Consider the following 12483-nt stretch of genomic DNA (forward strand, 5'->3'; position numbering starts at 1 on the left):
CTTGTTGTCTCCAAAATATAAAGCCAATAATAAAACCAAATGCCATACCTAATCCGAAACGTAATAAGTTGGTTTCTACTAATGGTTCTATCATTTCTTTTGGGTTTGCAGTCCAAATTAGTAATGCAATTACATACATTATAATGGTTCCAACGGTTGGGTTTATTGTTGGTTTTCTTTTTAGCGGAAAAAATATGTTTGCACATATTGCTCCCCAAAAATAGGTGAGAAGGTATTTACCACTATCTACATTGTCTTGTATTACTCTGCTTATGGTATTAAACTCGGGTTTTGTAACTGCTAAGTATAAATCCCAAACAATAAGAACTATAAAAAGTACGATTAAAAAAAGCTCTATTCTTTTAATTACAAGGTTGCTATTTACTATTTTTTTTATCTCAATCATCTTTACAAAATATACTTGTGTTTTCACATTCACCTTCGGTATTAAAAAGCATTGGTTCGTGACGTTGCGACCACACAAAATGACCGTAAACCAAACCTGCAATAATTAAAATAATCTGGTGGTAAGGTTTAATTTTAATGGTGTTTCTAAGTAAAAATAGTATTCCAGATAACAAAACAAGAATAACAACTGGCAACCACCAATTGCAACAAAATAAAGGCTTTGCGCTTCCTAAAAAAAAGTGACCTCCTAAAACGCCCCAAAGAAAAGTGATAAAAAAGAATTGGCCATTTGCCCAAATACTCAATCTGTTATTTACAGTATCGTTTTTTACTGTGTTTAGATTTAGTATAAGGTTTAATACCACAATAATACCAATGCATACTTGCACAATAACCCAAACTACTTGAGGTGTAAAAATTTCTGACATCTATTATAATTATCTTATAAAGTTAGGTAATATCTACTTCAAATAAAATACGTAGAACTACGTATTTTGTTTTTAATAGTACATAAAAAATGAAAGGACTACAATTCAGCATTAATAATTGACAATTCAGTCATTCACTTTTTAAAAAGAAGTAGTCTTGATGGATATTTGTTTCAATATTAAAACATACCATTATGAAACATATTCTTTTAATAGTAATTATTACATTTTCAATACAAAATATTGTAGCGCAAACAGATCAAAATTCAATTACAGTAAACATTTCTAATATAGATAACATAAAAGGTACTTTAATTATAGGATTGTATGATAGTGAAGCTAATTTTATGAAAAAAAGAGTAATGGGAAAACTTGAAAAAGTGAAATCTAACGTAGCTTCAGTAACATTTAGAAATGTAAAAGTAGGAAATTATGCTATTTCTTTATTTCATGATGAAAACAACAATAAGAAACTTGATACTTATTTATTTGGAATTCCAAAAGAAGATTATGGTTGTTCCAATAATGCACGAGGCATTATGGGACCTCCAAAATGGAAAGATGCTGTTTTTATTGTAAACGAGGAAAATGTAACACAAAATATTAAACTTTAAAACACACATTATGTACAGATTAACACTTATTATCATTACGCTTATAACGTCTCATGTCGAAGCACAGATAGAACAAACACAATACCAAACAGGAATGGAAAAAGCATTTGCTTTATGGCAAGAGAATAAAACGGAAGATGCTGTAAATCTTTTCGAGCGTATTGCAAGTGCAGAAAAAGAAAACTGGTTACCATCTTATTATGCAGCACAAGTTTTAATTATCGACGGTTTCTCTAAACTGCAAGACGCAAAAAAAATAGATGCACAATTATTAAGAGCGCAAGATTTTATTAATAATGCTACAACAATCTCTAAAGACAACCCAGAAATATTGGTAATGCAAGCCATGAAACATACCGTTTATGTTGCTAGTGATGGTGCAAAATATGGAATGGTTTTAGCGCCAAAAGTATCTCAGCTTTACGAAAAGGCCTATAAATTAGATGCTAAAAATCCTAGAGTAACTTTAAATAGAGCAGAGTGGAATATAGGTAGTGCAAAATATTTTGGACAAGACACAAAACCATTTTGCAAGGAATTTGATAAAGCTTTAGAACTTTTTGTTAACTTTAAACCAGAATCTAAGTTTCATCCTAATTGGGGAAAAGAAAGAATAGAAGAGATGATAGCATCTTGTAAAGAATAATTTTTTCAATACAAAATATGAATAAAACAGCTAAAGAATTACTAATAACTTTTATAATTGGAACCTTAGTTTTTGTTGTTGGAACCGTTTTTTTCGACGATACTAAAAATGGAACTACACAAGCATACTTAGTTAGTTTTGGTTTTTATCTATTGTATGCCTTTGTGTTAGGCTTTGGTAACACAAGGTACTTTGGTTTTCTTGAAAAATTAAAGTGGAAAGAGACTGAAGGCTTAAAACGTATTTTTATTGGTATTATAGGTTCTGTGTTAATTACACTTACTGGATTGTTTCTTTTAAGAGCATTTACATGGTTTGTTTATGGAGGTCGTTCTTTAACTAATTTTATTTTAAACGAAAAACTAGAGTACTACACCTTTGGCTTTTGGATAACCATGGTTATTGTTACTATTTTTCATGCTATCTATTTTTATAACAGATATCAGAAAAATAAAATTACAGAACAAAAAGTTATTGCAGGAACAGCAAGTGCAAAGTTTGATGCTTTAAAAAACCAATTAGATCCTCACTTTCTATTTAATAGCTTAAATGTGTTAACCAGTTTAATAGAAGAGAATCCTAACAATGCACAAAAATTTACAACAAGTTTATCTAAAGTATATCGCTATGTTTTAGAGCAAAAAAATAAAGATTTAATTACGGTTGACGAGGAACTAAAGTTTGCCAAAACGTATATGTCGCTTTTAAAAATGCGCTTCGAGGATAGTATCGTTTTCGATATTCCAGAGCAAGCCTCAAATCCAGAGAGTAAAGTAGTACCATTATCGTTACAATTGCTTTTAGAAAACGCAGTAAAACATAATATAGTAACAGAAAGTAAACCGTTACATATTAAAATTTACGAAAACAATGGCAACCTAATAGTAGAAAATAATTTACAAACAAAACAAGTAGTAAAAAAGAGTAGTGTAGTAGGTTTAAATAATATTAAACAACGCTACCAATTATTATCAAACAAAACAGTAAGTATTATAGCGAGTAAGACCAGCTTTAAAGTGGCTATTCCAATGCTTACCAAACAAATAACACAGATGAGACAATTACCAGAAAAACAATTTGACGACAAATATGTGAGAGCACGCAAACGTGTAGATGAAATAAAAGAATTTTATTACAACCTAATATCCTATTGCTTTGTAATTCCTTTTTTAATTTTTATAAACTACCAAACCTTTTGGCAATATAAATGGTTTTTCTTTCCCATGTTTGGTTGGGGATTAGGCTTGGCTTTTCATGCTTACAAAGTGTATGTAAACGATGGCGTTTTAGGACGCGATTGGGAACAACGTAAGATTGAGAAATTTATGGAAGAAGAACAAAACAAACGCTATAACTAATTTATTATGGAACCATATAACATAGAGCCTTTTAACGACCCTCAAAGCAATTATGAACGTGAAGAAGCTTATTTAAGAGCAAAAAAACGAGTAAAAAAAATAGTTGGTTTCTACTGGCATTTGTTTTGGTATGTTTTAGTAAATATTTTTATTGTTTTTACAACCTCTCAACACTTAAATGGTGAAGATTTTTGGAGTATTAGAGTGTTCTCAACACCCATTTTTTGGGGCATTGGTTTGGTTTTTCATTTTATGGGTGTTTTTGGTCCTAACTTTATGTTTAGCAAAGCTTGGGAAAAACGAAAAATCGAAAAAATTATGGACGACGAAGAGAAGCGTTGGGAATAATTGTTTTAGTTAAAAGAGAAAAGTTGAAAGTATGAGAAGTATATTTTTTGGGCGTTACCTAAAGGTCAGGCTCTCGGCAGTCGCTCTCTGCGAGGAGCTTCAACAATGCCTCCATCCTTAACGCAGGCAGCAATAGTATAATCGATAGCGTTTTAGCACGAGAGTAAGCAGCTAAAGGCTAAAAGCCAAAAACTAAAAGCCATTAAAACAATGAACGTAATAATAATAGAAGACGAAAAACCATCAGCAAGACGTTTACAACGTATGCTAAAAGCGCTTGATATTGAAGTTGATACCATGTTGCATTCTGTAGAAGAATCTATTACATGGTTTAAAAATAACGAACATCCAGATTTAATATTCTTAGACATTCAATTAAGTGATGGCTTATCTTTCGAGATTTTTGATGCTGTAAACATTACTTCGGCTATTATATTTACAACTGCATACGATGAGTACGCTTTACAAGCCTTTAAACTTAATAGTATAGATTATCTTTTAAAGCCAATAGACGATGAAGAGTTGGAAAATGCAGTTTCAAAATTTAAAAAACGACTACCAGAAAAGCAGAGTGTAACTTTAGATTTTAATGAAATTAAAAAACTGCTTATCAATCCTATAGAACGCGAGTATAAAAAACGGTTTTCGGTAAAAGTTGGACAGCATTTAAAATTGATTAATATTGAGGATGTTGAATGTTTTTTTAGTGAAAACAAAGGCACTTATTTACATACAATACAAGGAAGAAATTATTTGTTAGATACAACTTTAGATAATTTAGAAAACGAATTAACTCCTGAGCAATTTTTTAGAATTAATAGAAAATTCATTATAAACATTCAAGCTATTAAAGACATGGTGAGTTATACTAATTCGAGATTACAAATTAAATTAAATACTTATAATGAGCAAGATGTTATTGTGGCACGAGAGCGTGTAAAGGATTTTAAAAATTGGTTAGAGTAAAAAACAGGTTAACATCGGATAGATTTTAATTTAATATTAACCGATAAAGTTTTGTATCTTTGTAATGTGGAAACATTGGATACAACATATAGAGAAGATTTAAAAGAAACGTTTATACGTCTGGAAGAGAAGGTGCAGTACCTTAAAAAACTGAGACCTTTTCCTAATACAGCTTTATTAGGTATTCGAGAAGCTTTACTTATAGAATGGACTTACAATTCTAATAGTATAGAAGGTAATACGCTTAATCTTCGTGAAACTAAAATGATTTTACAAGAAGGCGTTACTATAAAAGGCAAATCGCTTCGTGAGCATTTTGAAGCAAAAAACCACGAGCATGCCATAAACTATTTATATACTTTAGTTAAACCAGATTATGTTTTAAGTAGTAAAGATATAATGTCTTTGCATGCCTTAGTGCTTAGAACCATAGAAGATGACTTTGCAGGACGTTTACGTAATGCAGGAGTTAGAATAAGTGGTGCTAATTTTGTACCACCAAACGCACGTAAAGTACATCAATTACTTAACGAGTTGGTAGACTTTGTAAACGAGAATCCTTTACAATTAAATAGTGTCGAGTTGGCTACAGTATTTCATCATAGATTTGTGCATATTCATCCATTCTTCGATGGTAATGGTCGTACAGTTCGTTTAGTCATGAATTTGTTATTAATGCGTGAAGGCTTTCCGCCAGCTATTATTTTAAAAAATGATAGAAATAAATATTATGCAGCTTTAAATCAAGCCAATAAAGGTAACTACTCAAAATTAATGTTACTAATGGCTCAAGCTTTAGAGCGTACAACAAATATTTATTTAACAGCTTTACCAGAGCATGATAAAGACTATCAAATAATTAGTGATATTGTTAAAGAACCAGACGTGGCTTACAGTCAAGAATATGTTAGTTTATTGGCAAGGCAAGGTAAAATTGATGCACATAAAGAAGGTAGAAATTGGTACACAACCAAAGAAGCCATAAATAATTACATTGCTAGTAAAGCACGTAAGCGTTAGGCTAAATACGTTTAAATTAATTAATCTTCAATTCTATTATCATCGAATCCAGATGGTAATAGTTTTGGGATAAACTTAATTACTATTGGCAATAATAAAGCGCCTCCTGGCAATAAAAAAATAGCCAAACTTGGTATGGCTTTAAAAATATCTAGTAATTGATCGTTTACTTTTTTTTGCTCTTCTTTAGAAAGGTCTTTAACCGTAGATTTTGATAAAAGCAACATGAGTTCTTTACTCTGGAATAATTCTTTTTGTAACCTTTTACTATTTCGTGAAATTAACTTTTTCACCATAGCACTAGAGTTGTTGTAAAAAGATTTTACAATATTTTTAGAGCCTAATAACACAATGTCTTTTTTATGTTTTAGATAAAAATCTGTAATAGATTGCATTGCATTGTTTACGTCTTTAGTTTCAAGATCTAGATCTTTTCCTAATTGAAATAAAAAGTAACGCTCGTTATCATCTATAATCTTATCAGACCAAGTAGACATGCATGCTAGATTTAGAATGTACTGTTTTTCTAAAGGTGTTTTTAAAACGTTAATTGCTTCATAATAATCAAAATCAAGCTTGTTCATTTGTTGGTATCGTAAAGATTGCTCAAACAAATTTATAAGACTTTTATCGTACTTTGATTTTTTAATTTTAGAATTTAATGTCTTTAAAACAATAGTCTCTATAGCACTTTCTTCTTTAATAATAGAGGCTTCAGAAATAGTTCCAGTGGTTAAATATTGTTTGTATGCTAAAACATCTATAAAAAGTAGGGCATTGGTAATAAAATAATTAAAGCTTTTGTCGATGAGGTTGTTATCTATTTGAATTCTTTTATGAATAATCTTTTCAAGTGTCTCTGTAGTATCACTTTTACTAATAATATCTAATAGGAAATTAGTTTTATGAGCATTAATTTTTTTATAAAACTGAATGGTGTTTTTAATAAAATCATCATCAGGCTTTATACTATTATGTGTTATATATAATGCAATAAGATGGTTGATTTTACATATTTCTTCAGAAGAAAAATCGACTTTATCAATTAAATTATTTACAATGTTCGTGTTACTTCCATAGATATAACCACAAGGAATAAGCGCTTTATATAAACTATTAAGCGATGTAAATTCTTTGGAGAATTCCTTACTGTTTATTAATATTAGTTTTTTAATCCAGCCTGAAGCAGATGGGTTCACTTGCTATTTTTTTAGGAAAACAAAGTTAGTTTTTTCAACTCACTTTTTAACGCGTTTTTTAGGGTAACATAATTTTAATAAAACCGAGTTTCAAATTACTTGTATGTAGAAATGAGAGTTAAAAAATTAATTAACAAAAGTATCATTTATTATAAAAAAGTAAAATTTTATTAGGAGATTCCGTTATAGCTGTTGCAGGTTTATTTAGGGTAGTTGGAGCTTAAATTGATGTGCTATCAGTTACAGGAAGTACTGCGTCATTGCAATTTTTTAAGGCAAAGACACAGTAGTATTGCTTTAATAGTCTATGTTTAAAGGCTATTAAATTGTTGCTTTATAATATTAGTTTTTTCTTAAAAAGGTAGTGACTTCAATAGCAACATCTTCCCAAGTTTTACTAATACCATCTGCTCCTTTATGTAAATCGAAACAAACCTTGTTTAAAGCACTTAAAGCGCCTAAAGCATCCCATTCTTTAAGATCCATAGTTGCAGACATCGTTACACGTCTTTCATCTGTAATTTTCACATCTAAAGGTAAATCTTTAGTAATACCATTCATTGTAATAGAAGCTGTATAGGTGCCTTTATTGTGTTTAATGGTTCCTTTTAAAAACTCAGGATCTAACATTTCGCCAAAAAATGAAGTTTTTAGTTTTAAATCTCTAGCATCATTATTTGTAAATAATCCACTAATAGGAATAGAGAAACTTAAATTATTTAATGCCTCTTCAGGAGTCGCTCCTTTTTTGTCTTCAAATTTTAAGATATTAAATTGTCCACCAACAGGTACTTTTTTAGTTGTTTTGTAGGCAGTCCATTTTACAGAGGTTCCTTCTGGTTTAACTACAAAGTTAGCTGTTTCAGTTACTACCTTCTCTGTGTCAGAAACTTTAGCTTCGTTTTTACAACTTGTAGTAAATGCTAAGACCGTTAATAATGAGAGTAATACTATTTTTTTCATGGTAATAAGTAGTTTAAATTCTAGTTTATAAAGTTAAGCTTATTAATGGTTTTTAACAAGAAACTTTTTATTAATCTGTTCTGAACTCTTTTATAGCCTTAAATTCTGAAACACTTAAGCTTTCAATTTTTTCTTGATAAGGTTTCCATTCTTCTGTAAAAAATGTATTTGTTTGTTTTAAAGCATTATTTAAAGCAGCTATTGCATGATTAAATAAGTCTGTTTCTGTAATTGTATAACCGTTTTGTCTAGAACGAATATAGCTGTTTGCTTTATTTAATCGAGAATTAACAGTTGGTAAATTACTACGAACAATACCTTGACGTTCGTCTTCTTTTCCAAAATAGATAGCGAATAATTCGTCTATTTTTTTAATGATATCCTTTGATGCTTTTATTTCGTCTTTGTATTTTTCTTTATCTAAAGCGCTAAGGTTCTTTTTGTATTTCTCAGCAGTTTTTTTACTCTCTGCTAATTGCTTAGTAGCATCAGTCATTGTTTGTCTATTAAATTCAATAACTTTTAAAGCAGAATAAATAACGTCTGTGTTTTCTGAAGAGACATTAATTCTTGGATCTTCTTTTACTGTAATTTGTTCTTCGGAAGAAATATTACCATAATGCATTACCGCTTTATACGTTCCAGGTTTTACTATAACACCACTTGGCTCATTTGTTCTCTTCCTAATAGATTTAGAAGGGAAATCAACACCTTTTTCTCGTAATCGCCATGTCCAGTTGTATATACCAGTAGCGTCTGGCGTTTTGCGTTTTAGGGTTCTAATTAACTTATCGTTATTATAGATTTTCATAGTTATAGAATCCCATTTTACTTCATTTTTATTTTCTTCAGAAGTTTCCTCGTCTTCTTTATCCTCATTTTTCTTGTCGTCTTTTTTAGCCGTTTCATCAACTTTTACATAATATCTAAATCGTCCGCCAGATCCTCTATTATCTCCAAAGTACATGGCATCAGCTCCAAAACGACTTCCAGTTGGTTGTTGGTATGCAGCTTTGTATGCTATAGGTGGTGAGAATAGTTCTAGTTTTTTGTTTAATACTTCATTTTTCGCAATTGCACGTAATGGTCTTAAATCGTCTAAAATCCAAGCTGCTCTCCCAAAAGTACCAATAACTAAATCATGTTCTCTAGGATGAATGACTAAATCTTTAACAGGAACTGTAGGAAAACCTTCTGTCCATTTTGTCCATTTTTGTCCTGCATTTGTTGAAACATACAATCCATCATCTGTGCCTAAAAATAGTAGGTTTGGTTCTTCTAAATCTTCAACTATAGATAGTGTGTAACTTTTTACGTCTTTAGAATCTACAATGCGCTCCCAAGATTTTCCGTAGTTTTTTGTTCGGTAGGCATACGGTTCAAAATTAAAGCGTCTGTAATCGTTAGCAACTAAAAGTGCTTCTCCTTTTTTCTTATTACTAGCTTTAATTTGTACTATCCAACTGCCTTTTGGTAAGCCATTTAAATTTCTACTAACATCGTCCCAAGTTTTACCACCATTTTGGGTGACATGAACTCTTCCGTCATCTGTACCAACCCAAAGCATGTCTTTTTCTAAAGGTGATGGTTCAATAACTAAAATGGTACAATGGTTTTCTGCTCCTGTAGCATCAATTGTTATTCCACCACTATCGCGTTGCTTTAGTTTTTCAGGATCGTTGGTTGTTAAATCAGGAGAAATAACGGTCCATGTATCTCCTTTATCATTAGATTTATGAACAAACTGACTACCAAAATATAGCGTTTTATTACTAAAAGGATCTATGTTTATTGCAGCATTCCAATTAAAGCGTAGTAAAGTCTCTGCATTTGGATGTACTGGTTGTACACCATAATTATTTCCTGTTTGCCAATCGTATCTACTTACATAACCTTGTTGACTCATAGTCCAGCCATAACGAGAATCGTCTCGATCTGGAATAACATCAAAACCATCACCAAAACTTATTTCTTGCCAATAACTGTTTCTTATGCCTTGCGCTCTCCAAACATAAGCTGGTCCTCTCCAAGAGCCATTGTCTTGCATGCCACCATAAACATTGTATGGCACCTCATTATCTACATTAATATGATAAAACTGAGCGACTGGCATGTTCCCAATAAAGCGCCAAGATTTTCCACCATCTTTGGTAATATTCATGCCGCCATCGTTACCATCAATCATAAAATTGCCGTTTTCAGGATGTATCCACCACGCATGATGGTCTGGATGTACACCATTACTTACGCCATATGCTGGCATTAACTGTTTAAAGTTTTTTCCGCCATCTTCACTCACATTTATATAGGTAAAAACAGAATACACACGGTTTTCATTTTGTGGATCTACATATATTTCAGAATAATAAAACGGTCTGTTTCCAATATCGCTTTTATTATTAATCATTTTCCAACTAAAACCACCATCTTCACTTTTGTAAAGTGCATTCTTTTTAGCTTCAACTAAAGCATAAACTATATTTGGTTTGTTTCTCGCAATAGCAACTCCAATTCTACCTAATTCGCCTTTTGGAAACCCTTCTTTCTCTGTAATTTTCTTCCATGTTTTTCCACCATCATGTGTGATGTGTAAACCAGAACCTTTTCCACCAGAATTAAAAAACCATGGCTCGCGTTTGTGTTCCCAAAGTGTAGCAATTAATTTATTTGGGTTAGTAGGATCCATAACCAAATCTGCAGCTCCAGTTTTAGTATTTGCAAACAATATCTTATCCCAAGTTTCGCCACCATTTGTAGTTTTATAAACACCACGCTCACTGTGTTCTCCCCAAGGACTGCCAATGGCTGCTGCATAAACTATATTAGGATTCGTTGGATCAATTACAATACGATGAATGTGTCGTGTTTTTTCTAAACCCATAGATTTCCAGCTTCTTCCAGCATCTAAAGATTTATAAATGCCATAACCTCCATTTAAACTATTTCTCGGGTTGCCTTCTCCAGTACCAACCCAAATAACACTTGGATTTGATTGCTGTATAGCAACTGCTCCAACCGAAGCCGTAACTTCTTTATCGAAAATAGGTGTCCATTTTATTCCACCAGAAGTAGACTTCCATAAACCACCAGAAGCCGTACCAACATACATAATATCTGGATTACTATGTACAGCGTCAATTGCAGTTACACGACCAGACATACCTCCTGGACCAATATTTCTAGGTTTCATGTTTTTGACCAAGTCCATAGAGAATTCTTGAGCAGAAACTATTGATACAAAGAGTAATAAAGAAAGGAAGGATAGTTTTTTCATTTTTATGGTTTATTAATTTGTAATAAAGTTAAGTAAGTAAATCTTAAATACGTGTTAATGCGCTTATTTTTTGAAGTAAAAAGCCGTAATTTTATAGTATAATGAAAAACGACAAATTAAACAAAAAAGGTTTTGTATTTAAAGAATACAAAGCACCTTCTCAAACACCTTTTGAGGTGCTTTTTGATATTTTTAAAGAACTAATCACACATACATCTGGAGATTTTGATGAAGCGATTGATTGGTTAAAAGAACTTGATAAAGAGTATAAGCTTACAACTCCAGAATATACCATTGAGGATTTTATAGAGGATCTTAAGGAGAAAGGTTATATAAGAGAAGAAATAAAACCAGACGGTAAAAAAGGAACAGGTATTACTGCCAAAACAGAACGTGCGATAAGGCAGTCTGCATTAGATCAAATTTTTGGGAGTATAAAACGTAGTGGTTCTGGAAACCATAAAAGTAAAGGTGTTGGAATAGGAGATGAGCATACTGGAGATTTTAGAAATTACCAATTTGGTGATAGTTTAGATAAAGTCTCAATGACAGAAAGTTTGCGTAACGCACAAATAAATAATGGGATTAATGATTTTAGATTAACCGAAGACGATTTGGTAATTGAAGAAACCACACACAAATCTCAAATGAGCACGGTGTTGATGATTGATATTAGCCACAGTATGATTCTTTATGGCGAAGATCGCATCACACCTGCAAAAAAGGTAGCGATGGCTTTGGCAGAATTAATAACCACGCGCTACCCAAAAGATACTTTGGATATTTTAGTTTTTGGAAATGATGCATGGCAAATTAAAATTAAAGATTTACCATATTTAAACGTAGGACCTTACCATACAAATACTGTGGCTGGTTTAAAATTGGCTATGGATTTATTGAGGAGAAAACGAAATACCAATAAACAAATTTTTATGATAACCGATGGTAAACCAAGTTGTTTAAAAATGCCAGATGGTACTTATTATAAGGACAGTAATGGACTAAACCCATACATAACAAACAAGTGTTATGCGCAAGCACAACAAGCAAGACGATTACATATACCTATAACAACTTTTATGATTGCTCAGGATAATTATTTAATGCAATTTGTAGAAAAATTTACAAAAGCAAATCAAGGCAAAGCATTCTACACAGGTTTAAAAGGATTAGGTGAAATGATTTTTGAAGATTACGAAACCAATAGAAAAAAGAGAATTAAAGGCTAACAGCTATTAGCTGTTACAAATAAAAAGAAA

The 12483-nt window shown here is 31.5% G+C and carries 12 protein-coding genes; 7 read left to right on the top strand and 5 right to left on the bottom strand.

The genetic code is table 11. From position 1 onward, the window contains the following. Together Q0C58_RS09375 and Q0C58_RS09380 are read right to left on the bottom strand one after the other, a co-directional pair. A partial coding sequence (locus Q0C58_RS09375; RefSeq protein ID WP_290700538.1) for a hypothetical protein occupies positions 1-406 on the bottom strand: 406 nt, incomplete at its 3' end. After that, on the bottom strand, positions 399-836 hold the full coding sequence (locus Q0C58_RS09380) for a hypothetical protein (RefSeq protein WP_290700541.1): 438 nt from the start codon (positions 834-836) through the stop codon (positions 399-401). The genes Q0C58_RS09380 and Q0C58_RS09375, both read right to left, overlap by 8 nt. Positions 837-1030: 194 nt before the next feature. Here Q0C58_RS09380 and Q0C58_RS09385 point away from each other — a divergent pair, with 194 nt between their 5' ends. From Q0C58_RS09385 to Q0C58_RS09410, 6 genes are all read left to right on the top strand, one after another. Beyond that, complete coding sequence (locus Q0C58_RS09385) at positions 1031-1450, top strand: DUF2141 domain-containing protein (protein ID WP_290700544.1); 420 nt, start codon at positions 1031-1033, stop codon at positions 1448-1450. Between the two features lie 10 nt (positions 1451-1460). Next, positions 1461-2096 carry a hypothetical protein gene (locus Q0C58_RS09390; RefSeq protein WP_290700547.1) on the top strand — a complete coding sequence of 212 codons (636 nt, stop codon included), beginning with the start codon at positions 1461-1463 and terminating at the stop codon, positions 2094-2096. A 17-nt stretch (positions 2097-2113) separates the two neighbouring features. Then, on the top strand, positions 2114-3454 hold the full coding sequence (locus tag Q0C58_RS09395; protein ID WP_290700550.1) for a 2TM domain-containing protein: 1341 nt from the start codon (positions 2114-2116) through the stop codon (positions 3452-3454). A gap of 6 nt (positions 3455-3460) precedes the next feature. Next, a complete protein-coding gene (locus Q0C58_RS09400; RefSeq protein ID WP_290700553.1) occupies positions 3461-3802 on the top strand; it encodes a 2TM domain-containing protein in 342 nt (113 codons plus the stop codon). A 210-nt stretch (positions 3803-4012) separates the two neighbouring features. After that, positions 4013-4768, top strand: a complete 756-nt coding sequence (locus tag Q0C58_RS09405) for a LytTR family DNA-binding domain-containing protein (RefSeq protein WP_290700556.1) — start codon at positions 4013-4015, stop codon at positions 4766-4768. A gap of 66 nt (positions 4769-4834) precedes the next feature. Then, positions 4835-5788, top strand: a complete 954-nt coding sequence (locus Q0C58_RS09410; protein ID WP_290700559.1) for a Fic family protein — start codon at positions 4835-4837, stop codon at positions 5786-5788. A 20-nt stretch (positions 5789-5808) separates the two neighbouring features. On the opposite strand, the gene Q0C58_RS09415 is transcribed toward Q0C58_RS09410, so the two are convergent. The 3 genes from Q0C58_RS09415 to Q0C58_RS09425 all read right to left on the bottom strand — a co-directional run bounded on the left by Q0C58_RS09415 (position 5809) and on the right by Q0C58_RS09425 (position 11224). Then, on the bottom strand, positions 5809-6987 hold the full coding sequence (locus Q0C58_RS09415) for an LETM1-related biofilm-associated protein (protein ID WP_290700562.1): 1179 nt from the start codon (positions 6985-6987) through the stop codon (positions 5809-5811). A gap of 342 nt (positions 6988-7329) precedes the next feature. Next, positions 7330-7950, bottom strand: coding sequence for a YceI family protein (locus Q0C58_RS09420; protein WP_290700565.1), 621 nt, complete (start codon positions 7948-7950; stop codon positions 7330-7332). A gap of 70 nt (positions 7951-8020) precedes the next feature. After that, positions 8021-11224, bottom strand: coding sequence for a hypothetical protein (locus tag Q0C58_RS09425; protein ID WP_290700568.1), 3204 nt, complete (start codon positions 11222-11224; stop codon positions 8021-8023). Positions 11225-11325: 101 nt separating this feature from the next. Between Q0C58_RS09425 and Q0C58_RS09430 the strand changes: the two genes are divergently transcribed. Beyond that, positions 11326-12453, top strand: a complete 1128-nt coding sequence (locus Q0C58_RS09430) for a VWA domain-containing protein (RefSeq protein WP_290700571.1) — start codon at positions 11326-11328, stop codon at positions 12451-12453. Positions 12454-12483 lie beyond the last annotated feature (30 nt).

Origin of the sequence: Lacinutrix sp. (assembly GCF_023299985.1) — a bacterium.
Taxonomy (GTDB): domain Bacteria; phylum Bacteroidota; class Bacteroidia; order Flavobacteriales; family Flavobacteriaceae; genus Lacinutrix.

What these genes read in the sequence shown, in the direction of transcription:
- Q0C58_RS09380 (WP_290700541.1), bottom strand. Translation starts at nt 836, where the DNA reads ATGTCAGAAATTTTTACACCTCAAGTAGTTTGGGTTATTGTGCAAGTA.
- Q0C58_RS09385 (WP_290700544.1), top strand. Translation starts at nt 1,031, where the DNA reads ATGAAACATATTCTTTTAATAGTAATTATTACATTTTCAATACAAAAT.
- Q0C58_RS09390 (WP_290700547.1), top strand. Translation starts at nt 1,461, where the DNA reads ATGTACAGATTAACACTTATTATCATTACGCTTATAACGTCTCATGTC.
- Q0C58_RS09395 (WP_290700550.1), top strand. Translation starts at nt 2,114, where the DNA reads ATGAATAAAACAGCTAAAGAATTACTAATAACTTTTATAATTGGAACC.
- Q0C58_RS09400 (WP_290700553.1), top strand. Translation starts at nt 3,461, where the DNA reads ATGGAACCATATAACATAGAGCCTTTTAACGACCCTCAAAGCAATTAT.
- Q0C58_RS09405 (WP_290700556.1), top strand. Translation starts at nt 4,013, where the DNA reads ATGAACGTAATAATAATAGAAGACGAAAAACCATCAGCAAGACGTTTA.
- Q0C58_RS09420 (WP_290700565.1), bottom strand. Translation starts at nt 7,950, where the DNA reads ATGAAAAAAATAGTATTACTCTCATTATTAACGGTCTTAGCATTTACT.
- Q0C58_RS09425 (WP_290700568.1), bottom strand. Translation starts at nt 11,224, where the DNA reads ATGAAAAAACTATCCTTCCTTTCTTTATTACTCTTTGTATCAATAGTT.
- Q0C58_RS09430 (WP_290700571.1), top strand. Translation starts at nt 11,326, where the DNA reads ATGAAAAACGACAAATTAAACAAAAAAGGTTTTGTATTTAAAGAATAC.